General features: G+C 50.2%; 18 protein-coding genes. 15 read left to right on the top strand and 3 right to left on the bottom strand.

Annotation, left to right across the window (positions count from 1 at the left end):
• Positions 1-26: 26 nt before the first annotated feature.
• The 5 genes from ACTTK6_RS01105 to ACTTK6_RS01085 all read left to right on the top strand — a co-directional run bounded on the left by ACTTK6_RS01105 (position 27) and on the right by ACTTK6_RS01085 (position 8,465).
• Entirely contained in the window at positions 27-3,134 is a 3,108-nt protein-coding gene (locus ACTTK6_RS01105; protein ID WP_462832400.1) for an alpha-mannosidase, read from the top strand.
• Between the two features lie 147 nt (positions 3,135-3,281).
• Entirely contained in the window at positions 3,282-4,049 is a 768-nt protein-coding gene (locus tag ACTTK6_RS01100) for a tyrosine-protein phosphatase (RefSeq protein ID WP_079474757.1), read from the top strand.
• Between the two features lie 31 nt (positions 4,050-4,080).
• Complete coding sequence (locus ACTTK6_RS01095; RefSeq protein WP_462832399.1) at positions 4,081-5,139, top strand: glycosyltransferase family 4 protein; 1,059 nt, start codon at positions 4,081-4,083, stop codon at positions 5,137-5,139.
• Positions 5,140-5,317: 178 nt separating this feature from the next.
• Entirely contained in the window at positions 5,318-7,096 is a 1,779-nt protein-coding gene (locus ACTTK6_RS01090; RefSeq protein ID WP_462832398.1) for a hypothetical protein, read from the top strand.
• Positions 7,097-7,157: 61 nt separating this feature from the next.
• Positions 7,158-8,465, top strand: a complete 1,308-nt coding sequence (locus ACTTK6_RS01085; RefSeq protein WP_462832397.1) for a lipopolysaccharide biosynthesis protein — start codon at positions 7,158-7,160, stop codon at positions 8,463-8,465.
• Between the two features lie 53 nt (positions 8,466-8,518).
• Here the strand turns inward: ACTTK6_RS01085 and ACTTK6_RS01080 are convergent, their stop codons facing one another.
• Positions 8,519-11,926: a peptidoglycan-binding protein gene (locus ACTTK6_RS01080; protein WP_462832396.1), complete on the bottom strand. Its 3,408-nt coding sequence runs from the start codon at positions 11,924-11,926 to the stop codon at positions 8,519-8,521.
• Between the two features lie 349 nt (positions 11,927-12,275).
• Here ACTTK6_RS01080 and ACTTK6_RS01075 point away from each other — a divergent pair, with 349 nt between their 5' ends.
• The 5 genes from ACTTK6_RS01075 to ACTTK6_RS01055 all read left to right on the top strand — a co-directional run bounded on the left by ACTTK6_RS01075 (position 12,276) and on the right by ACTTK6_RS01055 (position 19,342).
• Positions 12,276-14,717, top strand: a complete 2,442-nt coding sequence (locus ACTTK6_RS01075; RefSeq protein WP_462832395.1) for an N-acetylmuramoyl-L-alanine amidase — start codon at positions 12,276-12,278, stop codon at positions 14,715-14,717.
• Positions 14,718-14,923: 206 nt separating this feature from the next.
• Positions 14,924-15,730 (top strand): 3'(2'),5'-bisphosphate nucleotidase CysQ, encoded by an 807-nt coding sequence (gene cysQ, locus ACTTK6_RS01070; RefSeq protein WP_462832394.1) that lies wholly within the window; start codon positions 14,924-14,926, stop codon positions 15,728-15,730.
• 107 nt (positions 15,731-15,837) lie between these two features.
• Positions 15,838-17,616: an SLC13 family permease gene (locus ACTTK6_RS01065; RefSeq protein ID WP_462832393.1), complete on the top strand. Its 1,779-nt coding sequence runs from the start codon at positions 15,838-15,840 to the stop codon at positions 17,614-17,616.
• A 116-nt stretch (positions 17,617-17,732) separates the two neighbouring features.
• A complete protein-coding gene (locus ACTTK6_RS01060; RefSeq protein WP_462832392.1) occupies positions 17,733-18,524 on the top strand; it encodes a hypothetical protein in 792 nt (263 codons plus the stop codon).
• A 125-nt stretch (positions 18,525-18,649) separates the two neighbouring features.
• The gene (locus ACTTK6_RS01055; RefSeq protein ID WP_462832391.1) at positions 18,650-19,342 is read left to right on the top strand and encodes a CpsD/CapB family tyrosine-protein kinase; all 693 of its coding nucleotides are present in this window, start codon (positions 18,650-18,652) and stop codon (positions 19,340-19,342) included.
• Positions 19,343-19,366: 24 nt separating this feature from the next.
• Here the strand turns inward: ACTTK6_RS01055 and ACTTK6_RS01050 are convergent, their stop codons facing one another.
• Positions 19,367-20,038 (bottom strand): response regulator, encoded by a 672-nt coding sequence (locus ACTTK6_RS01050; RefSeq protein ID WP_462832390.1) that lies wholly within the window; start codon positions 20,036-20,038, stop codon positions 19,367-19,369.
• Between the two features lie 61 nt (positions 20,039-20,099).
• Positions 20,100-21,272, bottom strand: coding sequence for a sensor histidine kinase (locus ACTTK6_RS01045; RefSeq protein WP_462832389.1), 1,173 nt, complete (start codon positions 21,270-21,272; stop codon positions 20,100-20,102).
• Between the two features lie 218 nt (positions 21,273-21,490).
• Here ACTTK6_RS01045 and ACTTK6_RS01040 point away from each other — a divergent pair, with 218 nt between their 5' ends.
• Genes ACTTK6_RS01040 through ACTTK6_RS01020 form a run of 5 tightly spaced genes read left to right on the top strand, consistent with a single transcriptional unit; the run spans position 21,491 to position 25,957 of the window.
• Positions 21,491-22,225 carry a tyrosine-protein phosphatase gene (locus ACTTK6_RS01040; RefSeq protein WP_462832388.1) on the top strand — a complete coding sequence of 245 codons (735 nt, stop codon included), beginning with the start codon at positions 21,491-21,493 and terminating at the stop codon, positions 22,223-22,225.
• A gap of 57 nt (positions 22,226-22,282) precedes the next feature.
• Positions 22,283-22,777 carry a winged helix-turn-helix domain-containing protein gene (locus ACTTK6_RS01035; RefSeq protein WP_462832387.1) on the top strand — a complete coding sequence of 165 codons (495 nt, stop codon included), beginning with the start codon at positions 22,283-22,285 and terminating at the stop codon, positions 22,775-22,777.
• Between the two features lie 15 nt (positions 22,778-22,792).
• Positions 22,793-23,716, top strand: coding sequence for an NAD-dependent epimerase/dehydratase family protein (locus ACTTK6_RS01030; RefSeq protein ID WP_462832386.1), 924 nt, complete (start codon positions 22,793-22,795; stop codon positions 23,714-23,716).
• Positions 23,717-23,767: 51 nt separating this feature from the next.
• Positions 23,768-24,526, top strand: a complete 759-nt coding sequence (locus tag ACTTK6_RS01025; RefSeq protein ID WP_462832385.1) for a tyrosine-protein phosphatase — start codon at positions 23,768-23,770, stop codon at positions 24,524-24,526.
• 42 nt (positions 24,527-24,568) lie between these two features.
• The gene (locus ACTTK6_RS01020) at positions 24,569-25,957 is read left to right on the top strand and encodes a sugar phosphate nucleotidyltransferase (protein WP_462832384.1); all 1,389 of its coding nucleotides are present in this window, start codon (positions 24,569-24,571) and stop codon (positions 25,955-25,957) included.
• The last annotated feature ends 135 nt before the right edge of the window (positions 25,958-26,092 follow it).

The raw sequence follows: 26,092 nt of genomic DNA, 5'->3' as shown, positions 1-26,092 counted from the left end.
GATTTACTTCAGAGAGGATGAAAAATATGTTTTGGACAGAAGAAAAATTAGGACAGCGAATAAGCGAGCTGCAAAAATATCGTTATATCAACAAACAGCCTATCGGGCATTTTCAAACGGTAGAAGAACAAACAGGAGAAGAAATCATCCAGGCCATGCCGAAGCAGGAAACGACCGAAATGAATATTGGCGACCGCTGGGAAGGGAGGGACCGCTACCTCTGGCTGAAAGCAGAAGTGGAGCTTCCGGGCGAGTGGCAGGGAGAAAAGGTCGTCGGTGTGTTTGACTTCGGAAAAACAGGCGGCGGCCACAATTCCGGATTTGAGTCACTGCTGTACGTCAACGGCGAGCCAATGCAGGCCGTCGATGGGAACCACAAAGAGGTATTTTTTCCAGAGCGGTTGATCGGGCAGAGAATCACGCTTGAGTTCCGGCTCTGGTCCGGTCTCGAAGGAATTAAAGGAAACCGGGAAATTCAGGAGCATCGGCTGCAGACTGCCTTTATCTCCTGCCTGCATGAGCCGGCGGATGATCTGTATTACACGGCAGGGGCAGCTTTAGACACGGTCGCCGTACTTAGCGGGCGGGACGCAAAAAGAGCCCTGCTGCTGCAGGCACTGGACCGGGCGTTTAAGCAGATCGACTGGCGCGTGCCGGGGAACGGAGCATTTTACGAGTCGGTGGAAGAAGCGAACGACAAGCTTCATAACGAACTGAAGCCGTTGCAGGAAGAGCATCCGCTGACTGTGCGCGCCGTAGGCCACACCCATATTGACGTTGCCTGGCTCTGGCGCCTCAAGCATACGAGGGAAAAAGCGGGACGTTCCTTTTCCACTGTCCTGAAATTAATGGACCAGTACCCGGAATACCAGTTTCTGCAAACGCAGCCACAGCTGTATGAATATATCAAAGATGACTACCCGGAGATTTACGAACAGATCAAGCAGCGCATAGCTGAAGGCCGCTGGGAGGCTGGGGGCGCCATGTGGCTTGAAGCCGACTGCAACATCCCTTCCGGTGAATCTCTCAGCCGGCAGCTTTTATACGGCCAGCGCTTCCTCGAACACGAGCTTGGCGTGAAGCGGTGCCGGTATCTGTGGCTTCCGGACGTTTTCGGCTACTCGTGGGCGCTGCCGCAAATTTTAAAGCAGGCGGGCATCGATACGTTTATCACCACCAAAATCAGCTGGAACCAGTACAACCGTATGCCGCATGATACATTCACCTGGCGTGGCATCGATGGCACAGAGATTGCTGCTCATTTTATTACGACGCCGGACGGCTCAAGCAAATACACATACAATGGTGAAATTGAAGCGGAAAGCATTCAGGGTATATGGGATCAGTACCGGGACCGCTCCTTTAACAATGAGCTGCTTTTATCCTATGGATACGGAGACGGCGGCGGCGGGGTCAACCGGGATATGCTGGAAAAAATACGCCGGTTCGACGAGATGCCGGGGCTCCCAAATGTGAAAACAGGGAGGGTAGACCAGTATCTCGACGGGCTTCATGAACGCATGGAACAAACCGACCAGTACGTGCACAAGTGGGACGGGGAGCTGTATCTGGAGTACCACCGTGGCACCTACACAAGCCAGGCCTACAATAAAAAAATGAACCGCACCGCAGAGCTTCGCTACCGCCGGGCGGAATGGCTCGACACCCTGGCGTATCTCCAGAACGGTTCGTGGCACAGGGGCCGGCAGGAAAAGCTGCAGCAGGGATGGAAAATCATTCTGCGCAACCAGTTTCATGATATTATTCCGGGTTCTTCAATTCGGGAAGTGTATGAAGACAGCACAAAGGAATATGCAAAAGCGCTGGAGCTCGTTGAAGCAAACGAACAGGAAACAAAGACGGAACTGCTGAAGCATGAACAGGCCGGACAGGAACAGACTGTTTTCAACCCGGCCTCCCATTCGCGCGGGGCACTGATCCAGGTGCCGGATGGAGAGACCGGATGGACCAGCCATACGGGTGAGCAGCTGCAGATGCAGACAGAAGAGTCTGGAGAGGTGTTCGTGCACGTGCCGGATCTCCCGGCGCTCGGGTACAAGGTGATTTACGCCGGCGGGGCAGCACAGAAAAAAGAGGAAACGCCGTTTCAGTACGAGAGCAGGCGCCTGGAAACTCCTTTTTATACGATCGATTTTAATGATCGCGGCCAGCTCGTGAGTGTGTATGATAAAGAGTCCGGACGTGAAGCATTGGACGGGCCGGCGAACGTTCTCGAGGTGTTTGAGGACAAGCCGCTTTCGTACGACGCCTGGGACATCGATATTTTTTACAAAGAGAAACAGTATGCCGTTTCTGATTTGAAAAAAATTCACCTGGCCGAAACCGGGCCGCTTCGTGCGGTCATTGAATTGGAATGGAGCTACCAGTCTTCTTCGGTGTACCAGAAAGTTATTGTGTACAGCCATTCAAGAAGAATCGATTTTAAAACGACGGTCGACTGGCATGAGCACCAGCAGCTGCTGAAAGCAGCGTTTCCAGTAAAGATCCGTGCCACCGAAGCTACCTATGATATTCAATACGGCAATGTCACGCGCCCAACCCACTGGAATACAAGCTGGGATATGGCCATGTTTGAAACCGTCGGCCACCAGTGGGCGGATCTTTCGGAGCGCGACTACGGCATCAGCCTGCTTAATGACTGCAAGTACGGCTATGACATCAAAGACAATGTAATGAAGCTGACGCTGTTAAAGTCCGCAATAGAACCGGATCCGACCCAGGACCAGGGCGAACATATTTTCACGTACAGCCTGTTTCCTCATAAGGGAGACTGGTTTGATGGCGGCACTGTACAGGAAGCAACGGAGCTCAACATTCCGGCGGAAAGCGTGGATGGAACGATGGAAGCACACGAATACAGTTTTCTGCAGACTGAGGCGGCTAATATTACCGTGGACGCCGTCAAGCAGGCGGAGGATGATGACGGCATTATTGTGCGTTTGCATGAGCACGGAGGCGTGCGCGGGGAAGTAACGTTTGCAAGCGCCCATGCCTTTTCCACCTGCATGGAATGCAGCCTGCTGGAGGAGCCGGTGAAAAAGCTCGAAGCCGGCTCCAGCCTGACGTTACACTTTAAACCGTATGAACTCAAAACGATCAAGCTGACGATTTGAACAGCACGGAATTACAGTCCGGAAGACTTCGGCTAACGACGTCTTCCGGGCTTTTTATTGTGGAGTATTCTCCGCAGGTCTTCTGCATAAAATTGCGAAAATATGGTAAGCTGTTGGTGTGGAAAAAATGTAAAGGAGCAAATAATTATGATCGATTTGCATTCACATATACTCCCCGGCATTGATGACGGGGCCGCAACAATTCAGGACAGCATCGAAATGGGAAGAGCCGCACAGGTGAACGGCATACACACCGTGGTTGCCACACCGCATCATAAAAATGGTGCCTGGGACAACAGCGGGCAGGATATTCCCCATCTGGTGGACTACGTGAACGAGTCGCTGAAAAGCGCCCGTATCGACGTGAAGGTGCTGCCGGGCCAGGAGAACCGGATTAACGGGGAACTACTTAACGATTTGAACAAAGGCATCTCCATTGGCCTCAATCACAGCCGCTACGTGTTTGTTGAATTTTCGAGTGCGCAGGTGCCAAGATACGCGAAGCAGCTGATGTTTGAGCTGCAGGTGGAAGGCTACGTGCCGGTCATTGTGCATCCGGAACGGACAAAAGCGTTCCGCGAGCAGCCGGACCTTTTGCATGAATTTGTGAAAAACGGGGCGCTCACCCAGGTCACCGCCCACTGCTTTACCGGTAAAATGAATAAGAGCATCAAGCAGTTTGCTGAAGACATGGTGACCCACAGCTTAACCCATGTCGTGTCGACCGATGCTCATAACATCGATATGCGCCCGTTCGACCTGCGGGAAGCCTATGATTACATTGACCATCATCTGGGAGCAGAATATGTAGACACCTTTTTGGAGAACGCCGAGCGCATTATTGAAAATAAAGACCCGCTGCTTGATGAGCCGCTCAAAATTAAAAATAAGAAAAAATTTCTAGGGTTGTTTTAAATGAATTCATGAAAAGAAAAGGGGATTTTGGTTGCCAAAAGTAGTTATTATCGGCTCACATTTACAAGATAAAGGCGGAATTGTATCCGTTCTTAAAAACTTGTTCACTTCTTCGCTGGTGGAAAAGCATGACCTTAAAATGATTCCGTCATACATCAATAAGTCCAAGGCTGTGCGGGTGAAGATGTTTCTCCGCGCCTTTGCTCTGCTGATAAAAGAAGTGAAGCACGACCGGCCGGACATTGTTCATCTGCACGCTTCGGTGGCAGGGAGTTTTTACCGCAAGGCTTTATTCATTTTTTATTTAAAGAGCAAAGGGATCCCGACAGTACTTCATATTCATGGGTCAAGATTTGAAAGCTTTTATAATACGATGCATCCTGTACAAAAAAAGTTTGTCCGGTATGTACTTGGCTTAAATGAGCGAGTAATAGTTTTATCCGACTATTGGAGAGATTTTTTCCAGGCGATCATGCCTGCAGAAAAAATTGCCGTAGTGGAAAATGGAATAAGCCTGAAAGACTATCATTATGATAAAAGCGGCCCTGAGGTGAATATTTTATTTATGGGACGTCTTGGGGATCGAAAAGGCGTGTATGATCTACTGGAGGCAAGTGGCCGGCTGGCAGAGACGCATAGCGGCTTCCATGTCTACCTTGCCGGAGACGGCGAAGTGGAAAAGGTGGCAGCCCTGGTCAAACAGAAAGACCTGGAGGAGTACATTCATGTGCTTGGCTGGGTAGGGGAAGAAGAAAGAGCAATGTACTTAAAAAATGCTGACCTCATGATACTCCCGTCGTATAATGAAGGCTTTCCAATGGCGATTTTAGAAGCAATGAATTATGGTTCGGCCGTTATTTCTACAAGAGTCGGCGGTATCCCCGAAATGATTGATGAAGGGGTGAACGGCTTTGTGATTGAGCCGGGAGACATAGATGGGCTGGCGTCCCGTATGCAGGAACTGATAGAAAACCCAGCCCGGCGGGAACAAATGGGGAAAAGTAATATAAAAAAAGTGCACGATCAGTTCGACGTCGATGCACAGGCAGAAAAAATTGACAGTATCTACTGGGAAATACTTAAAAGGTAATACGATGCATCTTTAAAAGCGCAGTCCGCCGAGCTGTGTTTTTTATGCAGAGCCGTTAGTCTCATTAGTATACGCTCATCTAAACAGGGAAGAATATGTGATAGGATAAGTTGTAGTCTGCTTAGAAGAATGTTAGTGAAAACAGCAGTTATTTCGATGTGGCACTGGAGGGATAGGGTTGTCTGACTTCATTTATAGTTCAAAAAAGAACAAAAGCCGGAAGCTTCAACAACTATTGAAAATATTTGACCCGGAAAAACGAAAGTCCGCAGTTGCCGCAGAAGGGCCGTGGGGATCCATCGCTTTTTTTGAGAATCACTATAAAAGCAGTGAATGGATCGAAACAGATGATTACATAGCAATACTCACAGGCGGCCCTTTAATTAAAACGGAGAATAAAAGCTTTAATACGAATCGTGTGCAGAAAATTATTAATGAATGGAATAAAAAGAACGAAAAATTTGATGAATACATCGACGGGCCTTTTTTCTTTTGTCTTATCGATAAAAATGAGAATAAAATTCATGCAGTAACTGATTTAATGGGCTTCATTCCTGTGTATTATTCAGCTGAAGACGACACAGAAGAAGTAGTTCTAGGAACTCATGTGGACGCTGTTGCCAAAGCATCACACCGTTCCGGGGACATCGATTACGTTTCGTTCGCTGATCTGATAGTAAATAAGACGATCACTTATCCACACACGATGTATCAGGGAGTCTTCCAGGCACATCCAGCTTCCTACTATACGTTGGATCCCGCTGAGCATGAAATAAAGAAAAACCGCTGCTACTGGCTTCCGAAAGAAGAAAACAAACAGAACCTGGATGAACTGGCTTCGAGATTGGAGAAAAGCTTTACGCAGTCGGTATCGCAAATAACAGAGGGTTGTGCAAGCGCCGCGGTGTTTGTAAGCGGGGGCGAGGATTCCCGGATAGTACTGGACTCTATGCCCCGAAGCGTAGAGAGGGTAGGACATTTGTTTTTAGACGATATAAACAGAGAACTAACCATTGCTAAAAAAACTGCTTCTGTTTACAAAATAGATACGAAATTAGGCTTAAGGGCTAAATCATACTACCTGGATCAGTGGCTTCCGGTTTCCCTGGCCCAGGGCTCCAGCTCTCCGGCGTATCATGCCCATGCATATGGCATGAGCCGGTTCCTTGGACTGGACCAATACGGGGCTGTAATAGGCGGTCTCGGGGCAGATGCTTATTTAAAAGGCAGCCGGGTGAAAAATGTACATAAATACAAGTTCCGGGGCTTAAAGTACAGGCTTGATACGCTGGATAAAAACAACAGCTCCTCTGACTTTTTTTTAGAAAACCAAAGTCCTTCGTTTATTGGTAAAAACGTTTATGAAGCCGTAGTGAAACGAAGAAAGAAGCATAAGGATTATATAGCCTCCTTTCGGCCTGCGAGCGCGGTAGAATGGAGTGAGCTCTGGCCGGCTTCGATGAACGAAAGCATGTCTAACTTTTTCGTGCACCGGCGCGTATTCAACAATTATGAGCCTTTTTTACAAAACGAAGTGATGAAAATAGCGGCAGCAGCCCCTCAGGAGTATAAAATTAACCGCCAGCTCTTTCACCGGGCGTTTAGGAAGCATTTAAAAAAGTCGTGGTATGTTTCCCACACTAAAGGCCAGCTTCCCTATTTTTCAGCAAAGGTCAATTTCCCAATCATGGCGGCGATACGTACCAAAAGATCGCTGGTGGATACTGTGTCGAAAAACAAAGTAAACCAGGATTCTTGGGCAGACTTTGATCGTCTGGTGAAGGACCATAAAGCGTACATTACCGAAGAGCTTCAACAATTAAATGGAAGCCAGTTGCTGGCGCCGCTTTTTGATGAAAAAATGGACGAAGAAGAATTACTGGAGACATTGAGTGCCAAAGAAATACTTATTGTTCTGCAGGCAGCAATGCTTCAAAACAGCTTAAAGCCTCAATAGAAGGCTTCTTTGTCGAAAACAGATATTTTCCTTAATTGGCGGACTGGAGAAAGGACGGGACATGGCGCACGAAAACAATTCATCAAAATGGAAACGTCTGATTTCTAATAAATTTATTCGCAATATGAGCGTCCTGATGTCGGGAACAGTGCTGGCTCAAATCATTACAGTTGCTGTGACTCCTGTGTTGACAAGACTGTATACCCCGACAGAATTTGGCATATTGGCTCTGTTCACTTCCATTGTTGTAGTATTGACGGCAATAATGACCTTAAGGTATGAAATGGCTATTGTACTTGCAGAAGATGAAGAAGAAAGTGCAAATGTTTTTGCACTTTCTCTGCTGATCACAGCATGTATTACTATTTTTCTATTTATTATTGTATGGCTCTTGCGGGAGAATATTGCCGGTTGGCTGAATACGCCGGGACTGGCGCCGTGGCTGTGGCTGGTGCCTGTGAATGCCATGCTGATGGGGCTTTATAAGTCCTTTGAATTCTGGTCGACACGCAACAAACGCTATAAAAAAATCGCTGCTTCAAGAGTATCCAGGGCGATTGGGGTCGTAGGGGGACAGCTCTCCGGCGGTTTCCTTCGTTTCGGTGCAGGGGGGCTTGTCGGCGGCCAGGTGCTCGGACAGTTTCTTGCAACGTCCACGCTTATGTACGATACACTCAAAGGCCAGAACTACCGCGTGTTTAAAAAAGTCAATACACGCCTGTTCCGCCCGATTATCGTAAAATTTAAAGACTTTCCAATGTTCAGCTCGACGCAGGCCCTGGTAAATGCTTTTTCACAGAACATGGCTCCTTTTCTTCTTGGCGTTTTCTTCGGAACAAGCGTGGTGGGCTTCTATTCCCTTGCACTGAAACTAGTGAAAATGCCGACCAACTTAATTTCAGAGTCATTCAACCAGGTGTATTTTCAAAACGCTTCAGACATGTACAATAAAGGAAAAAACTTAGGGCCGCTCTTAATAAAATCCACCCTGTATTTAGCCGCCGGAGCATTAATCCCGGCGATTCTGCTAATTATATTCGCCCCGTGGGCGTTCAGCTTCATTCTGGGCGAAGAGTGGAGAGAGGCCGGTGTGTATTCGTCCTGGCTAATGGTATGGCTTTATTTTGGGTTCATCAATCGGCCCGCCATTGGAACCATACAGGTGCTGAAAATCCAAAAGATCCTGTTTAATTATGAGCTGCTGCTGCTCGTTTTTCGCATTGCTGCCATGCTCGTTGCTGCGAATTATTATACAGCTGTTACAGGTATTGCGATCTACAGCTTACTCGGGGCAGTATTTAACTTAGCTATTATTTTAATTACGATATTTATCGTGCGACGCAGAGAAGCGCAGAACGAACCCGAATAAAAAGACACCTCCCGCCCCTGAAACAGGGAAGAGGAGGTGCTTTTTTGCGTTGCTTAATTAATGGTGTCGATGCTCATGATATTGGAAGTCATCACGTTACTTCCAACCTTGGAACGAAACTGATCAGCGGACATTTCCTCGTCGCCCTGTTCAAAATGAACGATCACCTTCTGAAGCCGTTCATTCTTCGTTTCAAAGTCGACATCGAGAACCTTGCCTTTGTTGTAAGCCTTAAAGCTGCTCAAGTTGGAAAGCTCCTGATTAGAAATGGAATAGGTCCAGGAATTCTGCGCGTATCTCGAAACGTCGTAAGGATCCGGAACACCTATTAAATATGGAACAGAATTGCCCCAAACGTCGCCGGCATCAACGGTGTGGCCGCTTGCGGAAGCTGAATAGATCGCTTCTGCCAATCGTCCGCCGTAGTTAATGGTCTGTCCGCTTGTTGCCTGGATAGCGTTCAGCACCATAGCGTCGTTCCGGCTCCCGGTTGGTACGCCGTGATACACCTGGGAGCGAGTGTCGTCATAAACGTCGAAGTTTCTGACAGAGGACAGCTTCGTCAAAGCGTAGCTTCTCGAAGCAACAGCCTGGGCTTTAAAAGCTTCCGGCTCCTGCCAGCCGACGATCATTTCATAAGGAACGACTCCTTCAAGATAGGTGTCGATATTGACGTGGTTGACGACGTCCATTACCCATTCGCTTCGGTACGTATTTCCGTTAACTTTAACGTTGGACTTAGGGAAATGAAGCTCCCCTTTGTACAAATTACCCTGGTACGAAAAGGTGCCGTTGCCAGAAGCAATAACTTCTGCGGAAGAGGTGACAGAGTTGCCGTTGTTCGTGATAGTATACTGTCCGCCCTCTGCAGTATTTGCGTAGTTTACAGTAGTTTCACCGGTAAGGCTGCTCATAAGCGTGGTTCCGTTCGTATCCTTGATGCTGTAAGTGCCGGAACTGCTGAAAACAGCGTTATTGGTTTGTTCTTCAAACAGAACGCGAATGTTTTGGGACTTATACTGTTCGGACGTGCCTACATTAATCCCAGTATAATAATGATTTAGTATCTCTTTATAGCTCTGGCCGTTTTGGGCCATACCGTAAGCTCCCCACTGGGTCATGCCAACGCCGTGCCCGAAGCGGTCTTTACCGGTGAAAACGTACGTTGTTTCCCTTTCCTCCACCAGGGCCCGCAGGGTCGGGGCGTCTGCTACGCCAGTAACATTAAGGCTTCTTGCCTGCTGAAAAGCTTTTAACTGTTCAACGGCGGAGCTGTCAAAAACAGAGCTCGAGCCTGCATTGAAGCCTGCAGCTTTTAGGTATTGTTTTACGAGAAGAACTGCTTCGCCCTCATCGCCCTGCTTAATTTCCTCGGTGAAAGGGGCAGGCATTTCTACAGTCGATTCGTCCTCGGTATCTTTATCCGTCTGCGGGTTGTTCAATACCTCGCTGATTTTTGCGAGGGTCTTCGGTCCGGCGATGCCGTCCACAACCAGCCCGTGGTCGCGCTGGAAATCCTTCACGGCGGCTTCGGTGATTGGGCCGAAGTGCGTGGTTGGTTCGGAGATGTCGAGGTAACCAAGCGTATACAGATCCGCTTTCATGGCTTTCGCCGCTTCGCTGCGGACACCGTCTTTCAGAAGGGTGCTATCACTGTCCAATTCTTCGTCCTCGGTGTTTTTGTCCTTTGTTGAATCTTTCAGGACCTCGTTCAGCTTTGCGAGGGTGTTTGGTCCCGCGACGCCATCTACGACGAGGCTGTGGTCGCGCTGGAAGGCCTTAACAGCCGCTTCCGTCTGCGGGCCGAAGCGCTCGTTCGGCTCAGCAATGTCGAGGTAGCCCAGGGTGTACAGGTTCTGTTTCATCACCTTGGCTGCGGGGCTAGCCACGCCGTCCTTCAGAACCGTATCGGTACTGATTGGCTCCTTATCTTTTTCGTTGGAGCTGTTATTTTTCTTTAGCACTTCACTCAGCTTCGCCAACGTGTTCGGACCGGCGACGCCGTCCACGACGAGGCCGTGGTCGCGCTGGAAGGCCTTAACAGCCGCTTCCGTCTGTGGGCCGAAGCGCTCGTTCGGGTCAGCGATATCGAGGTAGCCGAGCGTGTACAGGTTCTGTTTCATCACCTGGGCTGCGGGGCTGGTGACGCCGTCCTTCAGGAGTGTATCGGTGCTGATTGGTTCCTCTTCTTTTTCGTCAGCAGCGTGGTTTTTCTTCAGCACGTCGTTCAGCTTTGCCAGGGTGTTCGGTCCGGCGACGCCATCGACCGCTAATCCGTGGTCGCGCTGGAAGGCTTTAACCGCGGCTTCTGTCTGCGGGCCGAAGCGTTCATTCGGGTCAGCAATGTCCAGGTAGCCGAGCGTGTACAGGTTCTGTTTCATCGCCTTGGCTGCGGAGCTGGTCACGCCGTCCTTCAGAATCGTATCAGTGCTTACAGGCTTCTCATCCTTTGGGGCGGCGGTGTTATTTTTTTTCAGCACTTCGTTCAGCTTTGCCAGGGTGTTCGGTCCGGCCACGCCGTCCACGACCAGCCCGTGGTCGCGCTGGAAGGCTTTAACCGCGGCTTCTGTCTGCGGGCCGAAGCGCTCGTTCGGATCAGCGATATCGAGATAACCGAGCGTGTACAGGTTTTCTTTCATCAATTGGGCGGCGGGGCTCGTTACGCCATCCTTCAGAATCGTACTGTTAATTTCTTTCATGATAGTTGCTGAAGAAAAAGTTCTAGCCGCCAATACAAAAGTTCTTTCTTTTTGCGGTTCAGCTTCTTCCTGCTTTTCTGTATTTCCACTTCCGTCGTCAGAGGACTCATTCTCAGAGGCAGAGGCGTTCTCTTGTACTGTATCTTCAGATGCCTGCTTTTCCTGGTCGATATTCTCCTCTTCATGATCAGGGCCAGCCTGGTCTTTGATCTCCGTTTGTTGTGAATCTTCTTCGGAACGTTCCACTGGCGGATCTTCCTCTAATTCTTGGTCTTTCTCCTCTTCTGAAGATCTCTCAATAGAAGATTCATCTATATCATCCTTTAGATCACTATTCTCCTCTTCAGAAGTATCTTCCGGGTTGGGTTGGTCAGTGGAGGAATCGTCCGGTAAGTCTTCTTCTAAATCCGTGTTAACGGAGGCTTCACCTTCTTCTTGGTTTTTCACGTCACCCAGAATATTTTCAAGCAATTCCTGATCAACTTCCCCAGTTACTTCAAAGCTGTTTCGCTCCTGGTAATCTGAAATATGTATAGACGTATCGCTGTCGAATAAAGTGTCTGCTTCTTGAAGGGGGTAGCCTAAAACAATTAAAGCTTCTTCGAGTTCTTTCACTTCAGAAGCTTCTGTACCCTGCGTCATGTATAATTCATTGCTATTATCTTCTTCATTGGCCTGGGCCGTGTCAGCGGTGGCGAAACTACCTAAAGAAATAGAAACGATAAACGAACTGAAAAATATAATTTTTTTAGATGAAACCATACTCAGCCTCCTAATTAAGTAGTACGTGTATATTATCGTCCTAACTAAGAAAAATTACACAATAAAGTGCGGTTTAAAAGAATTATGCAATTTTTAAAATATATATGATAGGACAAAAAATAATTCTTTAGAACTAATTATAACAAGACGAAAATGAAATTTAGTGTATAAGAATAAAATTAAAAAATAACGATAAAAACAGACTATATTGGGTTTTTTTATGAGGGGGTATATAATCACGATGCATTTTTTGCATAATAATTACCTATTGATTGATTCTTAAGTCCTAACTAGAATGAACACATGCATAAAATTAAGTTATAGAAAAAGGAGTGAGGAAGTAATCAAGATGTCTAAAAACTTCATATTTGTCTTAGCTGGCGTTTTGCTCGCTATTTCGTTTGTATTGTCTACGTCAACTCCAGCCAATGCAGCTTCCAATATCGTTAAATACGGAAACAACAGTTCGCAGGCACAGGAACTGAAAGAGGATCTGTATGAGCTTGGTTATTTGGATATAGCGAACCCGACTAAATACTTCGGTAGGCAGACAGAACGAGCGGTGGAAAATTTTCAAAAAGACCACTCGCTGACTGTAGACGGGGTCGCTGGACCAAATACATTCTCCAAGATAAACGAAATCTTACATAGCAAATCTTCTGGAGACAGCAATACAAACAGCAGCGTGCTGAAAGATGGCGTCACGAGCTCAGCGGCGAAGGCGATGAAAGCGGACCTGTATACGCTCGGATATCTGGACATCGCCAACCCGAACGAGCGCTTCGGCCCGCAGACAGAAGCCGCTGTTAAAGCCTTCCAGCGCGACCACGGATTAGCGGTCGATGGCGTCGCCGGCCCGAACACGCTGGCGAAAATCGATGACGTGCTCAAAGCTTCGTCGGACGACAGCAAGAGTGAAGACGACAGCGCAGGCAGCAGCGACAGCAGCACGCTCCTGAAAGACGGGGTGACGAGCCCGGCGGCGAAGGCGATGAAAGCGGACCTGTATACACTCGGCTACCTCGATATCGCTGACCCGAACGAACGCTTCGGCCCGCAGACGGAAGCGGCTGTTAAAGCCTTCCAGCGGGACCATGGCCTTGTCGTGGACGGCGTCGCCGGCCCGAACACGCTTGCGAAAATCGATGACGTGCTAAAAGCTTCGTCGGACGACAGCAAAAGTGAAGACGACAGCGCAGGCAGCAGCGACAGCAGCACGCTTCTGAAAGACGGGGTGACGAGCCCGGCGGCGAAAGCAATGAAAGCAGACCTGTATACGCTCGGCTACCTCGACATTGCTGACCCGAACGAACGCTTCGGCCCGCAGACGGAAGCCGCGGTTAAAGCCTTCCAGCGGGACCATGGCCTTGTCGTGGACGGTGTGGCTGGCCCGAATACCCTGTCGAAAATCAGCGAGGTACTGAAGGCAGCTTCAGAGGATGGCGACAACGATGACAACAGCAGTGACAGCAGCAGTACCCTTCTGAAAAACGGTGTGAGCAGCAAAGCTGCCCAATTACTGAAAACCGATCTTTATACCCTGGGGTATCTGGACATCTCCGAGCCAAATGAACGCTTTGGCCCTCAGACGGAAGCCGCGGTGAAGGATTTCCAGCGCGATCACGGGCTGGTGGTGGACGGTGTGGCTGGTCCAAACACCCTGTCGAAACTCAGAGAAGTACTGAAGACCCCGCCAGCAGAAGACGACAATAGTAACAGTGAATCTGGCAGCGGCTCTGATGAGCTGTTGAAAGACGGTGTAACGAGTCCGGCAGCAAAAGCGATGAAAGAAGACCTTTATACGCTCGGCTATCTGGATATCGCGAATCCGAACGAGCGCTTTGGCCCTCAAACGGAAGCCGCGGTTAAAGAATTCCAGCGTGACCATGGTTTGTATGTAGACGGTGTAGCTGGTCCGAATACCCTCGCGAAAATCAGCGAAGTTCTCAGCACTAAGGGGAGCGACGATGAAGAAAGCGATGTAGGAGATCCAGGAAACTACGGATCGATTTCGATCATGAAGATAGGCACGACTCATGATGGAGTGGTTCAGCTGAAGCTTGACCTTGAAGCACTTGGGTTCATGAGTGTAAGCAACCCATCCAATCAGTTTGATTCCGCAACTGCGCAGGCAGTAAAAGATTTTCAGCGTTCTGAAAATCTCGCAGTGGACGGTGTGGCTGGTCCGAACACCATGAAAGCTCTTCGTGCAGCATTGAATGTAGATGAAATATATCCATCCGAATCTGCTGTAGCCGGCAAGACGATTGTGGTAGACGCTGGACACGGCGACCATGATCCAGGCGCACAGGGAAATGGATTGAAAGAAAAAGATATCAACCTCGAAACATCTAAATACCTGGCTAGTAAATTACGTGCAGCTGGAGCAAACGTGGTAATGACGCGTGAAAGTGACAAGTATCTATCGCTTTCCCAGCGTTCTTCGATCGCAAATAACGCAGGCGCGGATGCTTTCATCAGTATCCACACAAACGCCGGTGGCGGTCACGGAATTGAAACGTACTGGTACAGTAAATACGAAGGTGCAGAAAGTAAAGAGCTCGCAGAAGAGATTCAATCAGGAATCATCCGGGAAACCTCTGGAAAAAGCCGTGGAGTAAAACAAGGCAACTTCCACGTTATCCGTGAAACGAAGGTTCCTTCTGTGTTAGTGGAAGTTGGATTTATCGATAACGCAACGGAAGCTTCCTACTTGAAACAAAGCTCCTACAGAGAAAAACTTGCTGAAGGAATTTATCAAGGTACCAATTCTTATTTCAGCAAAAATTAATAGCAACGAGCTGCTCATATGGGCGGCTCGTTTTCTTTATAATATGTAAAAAATTTCGGCCCACACTATTATTAAGAGGAAATCATCTTTTCACTTAATTGGAAGAAGTGTACAATAAAGCAAGTGAAACAAAGTAATTAAATTAAACGGCAAATTTTTAACTCAAATGGACCACATAAACATGTAATTAAAAAGGGAGCATGCATATGCAGGCGGTTATCACAAGCGCAATTATTTCAATTGCAGTAGAAGCAGGGCAGGAAATCATGGACGTGTACAAGCGGGATTTTACCGTTGAGCATAAAGAGGACAATTCCCCGCTGACAGAAGCGGATAAGCGCGCCCATAATGTCATCGCTAAAGGGCTTCACGAAGCAGACCCGGAAACGCCGGTCATCAGCGAAGAAGGAAATGCCGTGGATTACGAGCAGCGGAAAGACTGGGACTCGTTTTGGCTCGTGGACCCGCTGGATGGTACAAAGGAATTCGTGAAAAAGAATGATGAATTCACGGTTAACATCGCAAAAATTGAAAACAAATACCCGGTTATGGGAGTTATTTATGTACCTGCACAGGACGTGCTGTACATCGGCGGGCAATCATTCGGGGCATATAAAGTGACTGACGTTACCTCCAAGCTGCCCCTCAGTGAAGAGCTGCTCCGGCAGCACGGCGAAAAGCTTGCCGTTTCCAGGCCTGAAGACAAAGCGCATGTGGTAGCAAGCCGCTCACACATGTCAGCGGACACGGAAGCATTCATTAATGAACTAAAAGAAACGTATAATGAAGTCGATGTAGTCTCCGCCGGCAGCTCATTGAAATTCTGCCTGGTCGCAGAGGGGGAGGCCGATTTTTATCCGCGATACGCTCCGACGATGGAGTGGGACACAGGAGCGGGTCAGGCAATTGTAGAGGCCGCCGGAGGAACGGTAGTAAGGTACGAAGACAATGAAAGGTTCTATTATAATAGAAAAGACCAGAAGAACGGCTGGTTTATTGTAAAATCGGTTTAAACCTAATTCTTTTTTAAACTATAAACTAATGAAAAGAGACTCCCGCAGTGGGTCTCTTTTGCTGTATAATCATTCCTATAAGAATGGTAGGAAATAGAGGGATACATATGACGATCGAAATGGGTGTTGTATTAATATTAATTGTGGCAATGCTGCTGGCGTTGTTTTTTGAAGTTGCGCGCCCGGATATGATCGTATTTACTGTGCTGGTTATTCTTCTGATCAGTGGTATTCTGACGACGGAACAGGCCCTTGTCGGCTTTTCCAACGAAGGGATGCTGACAGTGGCGCTTTTATTTATTGTCGCCGGAGCAGTGCAGAAGAGCGGGCTCGTGGAGCGGTTTATGACTCACTGGCTGCAGAAGAGCCGCGGCCCGGTATCATCAATGGTACGAACCTTTGTGCCGATCTCCGGCATGTCAGCGTTTTTAAATAACACCCCCATTGTGGTAGCGTTCACCCCGATTATCAAAAAATGGTGCGAAGACCGCGGCTACGCCCCCTCCAAGTTTTTAATTCCTTTGTCATACGCGACAATTATGGGGGGGACGATTACGCTGATCGGAACTTCGACCAACCTGGTGGTTCACGGGATGCTTCTGGATTATGATATGGCAGGGTTTGGCATGTTCCAGCTGGCGATCGTCGGCCTGCCGCTTACAGCTGTCGGGCTCATTTACCTGTTTACCATCGGCTACCGGATACTGCCAGCCTATGAGGGAACGCAGAAACGGATGGAGGATGAGGCCAAGGAGTACCTGTGTGAGATGAAGGTGGAGCCGACATTTCCATATGTGCGGAAAAGCGTTCAGGAAGCAGGACTCCGGGATTTGCAGGGAATGTTTTTGATCGAAATTATCCGCCGTGATGAGCGGATATCACCGGTAAGCTCCAATACGATTGTGCAGGCGGGTGACCGTTTGATCTTCACCGGGATACTCGAGAAAATGGCCGATCTTCAGCGCACAGCAGGACTAACGCTGAAAACCGGCACCGAGCTGACGCTCGATGACCTGCAGAACGGCTCGAGTCAGCTGGTGGAAGCAGTCGTCTCCCACCAGTCCTCGCTTCAGTCAAAGACTATTAAGCAGGCGCAGTTTCGTTCTTCCTACGATGCAGGCGTAGTGGCGGTGCACCGTAACAACGAACGGATCCAGAGTAAAATTGGGGACATCCGGCTGCGTCCCGGGGATTCGCTTCTTCTTCTCGCCGGTTCGGATTTCCTGCAGAAATACAAGCGCTCGAACGATTTTTACGTTGTTTCTGCCCTCGAAACTCCGGGGTCCATTAGAGAGAAGCCCATGAAAGGATGGCTCTCGCTCGGGGTGCTGCTCGCAATGATTGCGATTGTTACAGTCGGATGGTTGAGCATGTTTCAGGCGATGGCAATGGCAGTACTCATTTTCCTGGTGGCGCGTATTATTACACCCGAGGAAGCGAAGCGCTACGTACAGTTTCAGGTGCTGCTGTTGATCGCGAGTGCCTTCGGGGTGGGGTCGGCCATGACCGAAACGGGACTTGCTGCTTGGATAGCGAAGGGACTGCTTGCCTTTGGGGAACCACTCGGGATCATTGTAGTGCTGTTTTTTGTTTACGCTCTGACGAACCTGTTCACTGAATTGATCACAAACAGTGCGGCCGCCGTGCTGATGATTCCAATCGGCCTTAGTATTGCCGAAAGCCTGAACGCTGATCCGATGGGTTTTGCCGTCACGATTGCGATCGCCGCTTCAGCGAGCTTTGTCACGCCGATTGGATATCAGACGAACCTGATTGTCTACGGGCCCGGCGGATATAAATTTTCCGACTATATCAAAGTCGGTTTGCCGCTTACGGTCATCGCGATGGGGATGACTGTTGGTATTGTGTACACGTTTTATTTTTAAAATATTTCAATAAGCTGAACGATATATGCTTTTATGGAAATTTTCGGTTTTCGTCTTTACAATTTGAAGGATTTTCGTAATACTTAAGAATGGATTAATAAACGAGGGGAGATCTCATGAAACAATCAATTGGGTTATTTATCCTCGTCCTGATTACAGCTGTGGTACTGATCGCGGGCTGGTTATACTACCAGGACCGCATCGATAACACAGGGGGGGCAGGAAGTGGAAGCGGGCAGCAGGATAGCAGCAGCGAAGCCTCCTCTGAAAGTGGGTCAGAGAGCGGCATTAATGCTGAAGGACTAAATGCCGGTCTGCAGACTCAGCTTGAAGAAGCCAAGCAGTCGGGCGAACCTCTGCGACTGGTTGTGGCGGGTTCCGGAGCAGTGACGTCAGAGGGCGATAACAGCTTTCCGCAGCAGCTGGCCGATCGGATCGAGGAGAACTGGAACGGAGTTAACACAGAAGTAGAAACGATTACATATGATGACAGCACGTCCCTTGAAGTGCTGAATGAAGGCGGACCGGAGGAAATGGCCGGAGCAGAGGCTGATTTGTTTATCTTTGTGCCGTTTGCAGTGAGTGATAACGGAACGGTCAGCAGCGACGATACTATTTACGCCACCCGTGAAATTACGGAAGCGGTGCAGGAAAACGACAGCGCGTACTATATCAGTGCGCCGCAGCCGTGGTACGAGGCGCAGTATTACTTAGAACAGCTCGACGCCGTAGAAGAATATGCCGACGAGGCCGGCGTCACCTACCTAAACCACTGGAGTGCCTGGCCGGCGGTGGATGATGAAGCCCTGATTGACTACGTCGGCGAGGATACACCGGTGCCGACGGAGCAGGGGCATACAGCCTGGATGGACGGCATATGGCAGCAGTGGACGGAAAACGGGTCATAAAAAGGTCCTGCTTTTTGAAAAAGCAGACCGGGGCCCGCTGGAATATGCTATACTACGCCTATAATGAATGAAGCCCCCGGCCTATATAAGGAGTAATGGACAGAAATCAAAAGGAGTGTGCGCCTTTGGCACGAAAAAAGAAGCAAGAGACGAATACGAACCAGCGGAAGCTCATCACCTGGCTGAACAGTAAATCCCCGGTTTCCGAGCAGTACCGTACGATCCGTACTAATATTCAGTATTCCTCGGTGGATAAAGAAATGCAGACGATGGTAGTGACTTCGGCAGGCCCGGGGGAAGGTAAGTCTACAACCGTGGCGAATCTCGCGGTAACGATGGCTCAGCAGGAAAAAAAGGTGCTCCTTGTAGACGCCGATCTTCGTAAGCCGACGGTGCACTACACATTTCGCCGGATGAATACCCACGGGCTGATCAACGCCTTGACCAATCACGGGGAGTACGCCTCATACGTCCAGGAAACCGAAGTGCCGAATCTCGATATTCTGCCGAGCGGACCGATTCCGCCGAACCCGTCCGAAATTCTTGGAAGCCGCTCGATGGCGCATCTGGTGGAGCTCGCCCGTGAGCAGTATGACGTGATTTTGTTTGATGCGCCGCCGGTGCTCGCGGTGACAGATGTGCAGGTGATTTCCCGCCACTGCGACGGAAGCATTCTCGTCGTCAAAGCTGGAGAAACCGAAAACGATGCTGCCCGGAAGGCCAAGGATCTGCTGGAAGTAAGCGGCGTGCCGATCCTCGGCTGCATTCTGAACCAGAAAAAGGGCATGGATCAAAGCTATTACTATTATTACGGTTAACCAGAACAAACCGGCTCCTAAGCTTTAGGAGCCGGTTTGTTTGTGCCGCCGCTGAAAATAGGCAATTGCTTCGCGGCGGTTGCGGACACCGATTTTCCGGTAGATGGCGGTCAGGTAATTTTTGACGGTGCCGAGCGTTAAAAACAGCGTATCCGCGATCTCCTGGTTGGAGTAGCCTGCAAGCAGCAGATCCACGATTCTCCGGTCCTGCAGGGAGAGTTCGGTGATGTCCTCGGTTTCCTGAAAACGGGGAGCACCGTCCTTCCGGTCCCGGGCAGCGAGCTGGTCACTCAGCGTTTCCGAGACGGATGTGGGAAGCACCATCTGGCCGCGGGCCACCTGGCGCACGCAGCGGACGAGCTCCTCGCTTTCCCAGTCCTTCAGAAGAAATCCCTTCGCGCCGTTGGCAAGCGCCTGGATGGCGTTTTCGGCATCCACGTAGGAGCTGAGCATAATAAACTTCGTCTGCGGCGACGTCAGCTGAAAGTCCGGCAGCCATTCAATACCGTTATTGCCTTCTAAGTACACATCCAGCATCACCACGTCCGGCAGCTCGTTGGTAAGCATCATTTCTGCTTCTGCCCCGTTTCTCGCAATACCTACCACCTCCAGATCCTCTTCAAGCTCCATAATCATCGCCAGTCCGTCCCGGACAATGGCATGGTCATCAACAATTCCTATCCGAACGGTATCCATCTGCAGATCCTCCTTCTGATACGTATCCTGAGATTTACGCGTACAAATAGTCAGCTTCATATTAGGACGGGGTGTAAGGACTCCGGTCTTTCACCGGCAGGCGCAGCTCGAGCGCCATACCGTTTCTGTCTTCGGCAATGGCTTCAAAACGAAGCAGGCCGCCAAGCTCCTCGGCCCTAGCGGACAGCCCGCGCAGGCCGAAGCCGTAGCTGACGTTTTTCGCGGCTGTGCGCCCGTTGTCTTCAAGCCGGGCAATCAGCTGACCGGGCACCTTCGTGGATAATGTATAGGAAAAATGCGTGCACCCGCCGTGGCGGAGCCCGTTAGTGAGCCCTTCCTGGAGCATCCGGTATAAAAGCATTTCCTGCTCCGCCCGGAGAAGGGGCAGCGGCTCGTCAAACTGCCACTCGATCCGCACATCCGACGTGTCACGGGTGGAGACGAGCAGCCCCTCCAGCGCAGCCGACAGATCAATGAAGCCGTCGGTATGCGCCATAGAATGCGCGGTTTTCCGGATTTCCTTCATGGTCTCCTGCACCTGGTGCTTGGAGGTCTGAAGCTGGGTACGGGCTTTTTCCACTTCGCCCTTTTCGAGCAGCCGTCTGGCTGTTTCCAGCGCCATCATGGAGGTGGTCAAGTAATGGCCGGCGCTGTCATGAATATCCCGGGAGAGCTTCAGCCGCTCCTGCATGATGGATTTGTCCTCCATCTCCCGGTGATACAGGCGGAGCCGGTCGTAGGCACGCTGCAGCTCATTACGCTGCTCGGTGGAGCGCTTGGCCAGGTAGCTGAAGCCCCAGAACAGCACGTATTCGATAAAGCGGGGAAGCACAAAGGCGAGAGCGGCAGGAGCTGGAAAGCCTTCATGAAAGGCTGTGGCGCTTGCGAATCCCGCAAAGCAGAGAAGCATGAACGGGAAGCTGAAGCGCCTCGGCGCCCGGTACCCGAGCTCGGCAATCAGGACGAAAAAAAGTGTCTGTGGAACAAACCCGCCCGCAATCGCCTGGACCGCCCAGGCAATGACGAACTGGAGGCTGATAACCATGACCGAGGAAAAACGAGCAAGCGGTATGGATAGAAATACGAGCCGGATCATCTGAATAATACCAAATACCCAGCAAAGGCCTGCGGCAAGCCACCGCTCACCCGGCGACTCCATGTACACGAATAGTCCGGCTGCGATGATGGCTATAAATTGGATCGTATACATGAAAATTCGCTGGCGGCGGTTCATATGGATCCACTCCCTTTCGCCGGGGTCATCCCGGGCGGGGTCCCATCTTCCTAGAAAAGGTCATATGACTATTAACATTTGTGTGATTATTAATGACTAGGTAATTACTATTAATAATTATACTGGACTATTAATATAAAAGAAACGGCAACAGGCAAAATATTCTAAAAAATATCATGTAGGACATTTGCCTTAATTAAATGGAAAGAGGTGAGTACATGATTGAGATGCATACCCATATTCTTCCCGGCTTTGACCACGGACCAAACACAATGAAGGAAAGCCTGGAGATGGCCAGACAGGCAGAGGCCGCCGGGGTCGGCATTATTTACGCAACACCCAGCTACCGGTATCCGTCGTACGATTTCGGAGCCGTTTTCGTAACAGAGGCCGTGAAATTTCTGAATTTTCAGCTCTTGAAAGCGCGGATTCCGGTCCGTGTCCGCTCGGGGCAGGAAATCACCCTATATGACGGAATGGAAATTGACTTGGAAAGAAAAAGGATTCTGCCGCTGGAGCATACCAATTATGTACTCATTCACATGAATGAAAGTCACAGCTTCCTGTACGTCCGGCAGATGCTCACAAAACTGTACAATCACGGGTTCATTCCCATTCTTTCATCGCCGGAGCGGCTTCAGATGCTTCAGAAAAAGCGCGGGGGAATCGAAACGCTCGTAAATGAAGGAGCAGCCGTACAAATTAGTGCCGGAGCGCTGCTCGGCCGCGATGGAAGAAGCGACAGGCGCTGGGCGAAATATTTTCTGAAAAAGCGGCTCGTGCATTTTATCGCTTCTAACGCCTGCAGTGCATATGACCTACCGTTCTGCCTGGATCAGGTGTACCGGCAGTTTGTCAGGATGGACCGGCTGGAAGAATGGGAGCGGATGCAGAAAAATACACATCTGCTTCTCGAAGGGGGAAGGGTTACGCCGCCGGCGCTCACATTATAAAAATGCCGGCGGAGCAAACAATCTTTATTGACGAGGGGACTGAAGGGGGAGATGGTTTTGCATCAATTAGTAACATCCAAAACAAGACTGCGGCTCGTAATGAAATTTTATCTGACAGAGGAAGAAACGTACCTGCGTGAGCTTGTGCGCGAATGCAAGGAGTCAACAAATGCGATCCGCCTTGAGTTGCGGCGGCTGTATGACATGAATTTAATTACCGACCGCTGGGTGAAAAACCGGCGCTACTATAAAATCAATAAAGATTACTACCTGCACGGACAGATGGAGTCGCTCATTAAACAGTACTTATACTGGGACGAGCTGCACGAGCAGCTCAAAGGCATCGACTGGAAGACCATCTACATTACGCCCGATCCGAAACGGAGCTCGCCGGTGGAATACGTGATCGAGGTGGAGGAAAACTCTCCGCACTGGGGCAAGCAGTTTTATCTCGGAGAGGGAACGACGGTGACATTCGCAACGACTTCCATGCTGAACCATATTGAACAGGTGCTGATCAGCGTAGGCAGGCAAAAAGAAAAAGTTTCCTAAAAGGAGGTCATCAGGTTGGATAAACAGGCGAAGATTTATGTAACCAATCATCAGGAGCGGGCAGGCAGCGCCATTTATCACTATCTATTAAAAGAGGGATACAAAAATGTAGTCGTGCAAAGCGGCATTGACACAGGGAAGGAAAGCATTCAGGCCATGAACATGTTTTTTGCGAAGGAAAATATCGAGTATGTGTTTATGACCGACGGCTATGAATATGCGGAGGCAAACGCAAAAGCACAGCTGCAGGCGAGGCGCTGGCAGCAGGCAAACGTGCTTGAAGCCTCCGCCCGGTATAAGGTGAAAAAGCTGCTGTACCTCGGTGATATTCATGTGTATCCGAAATATACCCCGCAGCCGCTGAAGGAAACGTTTCTGCAACGTGGGATTATTGACGAAGTGTACGCGGAGCAGACGCAGGTGACCCGGGAGGGCATCGCCCTCTGCCGGGCCTACAACCGCACCTCCAACACGAATTTTCACATTGCGGTGGCGCCGCGGATGTATGCCGCGACAGACATGAACAAATGGACCGGCATGGTGGCCGATGCGATGCAGCGGTGCATGCGGGCCCGGGACCAGTGGCAGCCGAAGGTGGAGATTCCGGAAAAGGAACCGGCCTTCCAGGAGCTCATCTACGGCGAGGATCTGGCCTCCGGCTGCGTGTTCGTGATGAATCACTACAATGAAAAGGGGCCGGTCAATATCGGCACCGAGCGGGAAATCAGCTCAAAGGAGCTCGTCATGCTGATCAAGCGGGTTACCGGCTACAGAGGGGCCGTATTTTTTACAGGATCCGGATCCGGGGGGATGCGGAGAAAAACGCTCGATACGTCGAAAATCAACCGGTACGGCTGGTACCCGGAAGTATCGCTTGCCAGGGGGCTTCGGGCCCTGCATGAATGGGAAACAGAGAGGGACCGCGCCGGCCGGGCGTAAAGGCGCTCCCCGCAAGGAACGAACCGAAACAAATACCTGGGGGAACGCCGCATGATTGATATACACACACACATCCTGCCAAAGCTCGATCACGGGCCGGAGGCGTTAAACGAAAGCATTGCCATCGCAAAGGAAGCCGTCGCAAACAATATCCAGACGGTGTTTGCCACGCCGCATTACCGGCCCGGCCTCTACGAAAATGACGGTCTGATTGTAAAAGAAGCCGTGCTTGACTTTAATATGCACCTCCGGGCCGAAAGCATTCCGCTGCACGTCAAAAGCGGCCATGAAATTACGCTGCATCAGGGGATGACAGATGACCTTTTATCCGGGCAGCTGCTGCCGCTTGAAGACACCAATTATGTGCTTGTGGAAATGCAGTCGGACGACACCTTCGCCCGGATTAAAAAGCTGTTTTACTTCATGCAGCTTGAGGGCTATATTCCAATCATGACGCATCCCGAGCGTCTGCACGGATCCACCGAAACAGACGACCCGCTGTATTATTTCGTTTCCCACGGAGCGCTTGCGCAGGTGAGTGCGGAAACGGTCGCAGGAAAAAACGGCCGCAAAAAGCAGCGATTTGCTCTAAAACTTCTGCGGAAAAATCTGGCTCATTTTATCGCTTCCCAGGCAGACAGCGTGCCTTTTCGCTTAAAGCCTGCCTACGAACAGACCGCTGCAGCCCTCGGCCTGAAAAAAGCCCGGGAGCTGCAGGAAAATACGAAGCGCCTGCTGGTCGGTTCGCCGGCGTTTGTGGACCCACCCGAGCCCCTGCACAAAAAACGTGCTTTTTTTAAACGAACGTAAGGAAATCCTGCCCAAAATTTCAGGAAACAAGGAGGAAGGCAGATGCGATTAGTCCTGTTATCCGGAGGATCGGGAAAACGATTGTGGCCATTGTCCAACGATACGAGATCCAAACAGTTTCTGAAGGTGCTCGACGGCCCGGACGGCCAGAAGGAGTCGATGGTCCAGCGGGTGTGGAGACAGCTTGAAGCATGCGGCCTTGCCTCCTCGGCGGTGATCGCCACCTCGGAATCACAGAAGGATCTGATCAGGCGCCAGCTCGGGGAAGAGGTTCCTCTGGTGATAGAGCCGTCGCGCCGCGATACGTTTGCGGCTGTGGCCCTTGCAGCGAGCTACCTGTTTTCTGTCGAAAAAGCGTCTCCGGAGGAAGTGATTGTGATGCTGCCGGTAGATGCCTTCGTAGACAATTCGTTTTTTGAAAATTTTAAACTTTTGGAACGACTGATTCAGGAAGGCACGAGCAATATGGCTCTGATGGGCGTGCGGCCGGTATACCCATCCACCAAATACGGCTACATTGTGCCGGACAGCCAGAATAAGCAAACCGGCGCTTTTACCGTCAGAGCCTTTACGGAAAAGCCGGACGAAGCAACCGCAAAGCGGCTCATCGATAAACAGGCGCTCTGGAACTGCGGCGTGTTCGGCTTTACGATGAATTATCTGCTTCGGATTCTCAAGGAGGAGCAGCTGCCGTTTGAGTACGAGCTGCTTAAAAGCCAGTACCATATCATCCCCGAGATCAGCTTTGATTACCGGGTCGTGGAGAGAGCGGAAAAAATCACCGTTTTAAAATACGAAGGCGACTGGAAGGACCTTGGCACGTGGAACACGCTTACCGAGGAAATGGCCGCGAATCAGACCGGGAAGGGCATCATTTCCGAAAGCTCGGTCAACACGCATCTTGTGAACGAGCTCGATATTCCGGTCGCCGTCATCGATGCCCGCGACATGGTGATCGTCTCAAGCCCTGACGGCATCATCGTTGCCAGCAAAGAATCGAGCTCGCAGATTAAAGAGCTCATCAAGGACTTCCGCTACCCGCAGATGTACGAGGAGCGGCTGTGGGGATGGTCACGGGTGCTCGACCACGCTACGTATCCGGACGGCCAGATGATGATCACAAAACGTATTCTGCTGGAAAGAGGAAAAAATTCAACGCTTCACTATCACCATAACCGCGACGAGGTGTGGACGGTCGTGCGTGGGGAAGGCGAAGTTGCGGTCGACGACCATATGTACCGCATTAAAGCGGGCGACGTTGTCCATCTGCCGGCCGGAACGAAGCACGCGCTCCGGGCCACCATCGATCTGGAGATTGTAGAGGTGCAGACTGGCACCGACATTAGTGACGACGACACCGTCCGGCTCCATGACACGTGGGATGACGTGCTGCGCGCCCACAACGGCTCTGCGGCCAAGTTTATTAAATAGGCTTTTCCAAAACCATTCGGTCATGTCTCCTGCACCGGTATCACGTGGAGGCACTCGGCAGTGCTAAGGGCTTTTAGAAAAGCCTTAGACGTTTATCGTCAACAGCGCTGCGTGAGGAGAGGTTCAATGCCTCCG

The sequence above is a fragment of the Marinococcus salis genome, from assembly GCF_054971365.1.
This window is presented reverse-complemented; position numbering and strand designations above follow the sequence as displayed.

Bases quoted from the DNA above. Each gene is read 5' to 3' on its own strand.
- ACTTK6_RS01105 (WP_462832400.1), top strand. From the start codon at position 27: ATGTTTTGGACAGAAGAAAAATTAGGACAGCGAATAAGCGAGCTGCAA.
- ACTTK6_RS01100 (WP_079474757.1), top strand. From the start codon at position 3,282: ATGATCGATTTGCATTCACATATACTCCCCGGCATTGATGACGGGGCC.
- ACTTK6_RS01085 (WP_462832397.1), top strand. From the start codon at position 7,158: ATGGCGCACGAAAACAATTCATCAAAATGGAAACGTCTGATTTCTAAT.
- ACTTK6_RS01080 (WP_462832396.1), bottom strand. From the start codon at position 11,926: ATGGTTTCATCTAAAAAAATTATATTTTTCAGTTCGTTTATCGTTTCT.
- ACTTK6_RS01075 (WP_462832395.1), top strand. From the start codon at position 12,276: ATGTCTAAAAACTTCATATTTGTCTTAGCTGGCGTTTTGCTCGCTATT.
- cysQ (WP_462832394.1), top strand. From the start codon at position 14,924: ATGCAGGCGGTTATCACAAGCGCAATTATTTCAATTGCAGTAGAAGCA.
- ACTTK6_RS01065 (WP_462832393.1), top strand. From the start codon at position 15,838: ATGACGATCGAAATGGGTGTTGTATTAATATTAATTGTGGCAATGCTG.
- ACTTK6_RS01060 (WP_462832392.1), top strand. From the start codon at position 17,733: ATGAAACAATCAATTGGGTTATTTATCCTCGTCCTGATTACAGCTGTG.
- ACTTK6_RS01050 (WP_462832390.1), bottom strand. From the start codon at position 20,038: ATGGATACCGTTCGGATAGGAATTGTTGATGACCATGCCATTGTCCGG.
- ACTTK6_RS01045 (WP_462832389.1), bottom strand. From the start codon at position 21,272: ATGAACCGCCGCCAGCGAATTTTCATGTATACGATCCAATTTATAGCC.
- ACTTK6_RS01040 (WP_462832388.1), top strand. From the start codon at position 21,491: ATGATTGAGATGCATACCCATATTCTTCCCGGCTTTGACCACGGACCA.
- ACTTK6_RS01025 (WP_462832385.1), top strand. From the start codon at position 23,768: ATGATTGATATACACACACACATCCTGCCAAAGCTCGATCACGGGCCG.
- ACTTK6_RS01020 (WP_462832384.1), top strand. From the start codon at position 24,569: ATGCGATTAGTCCTGTTATCCGGAGGATCGGGAAAACGATTGTGGCCA.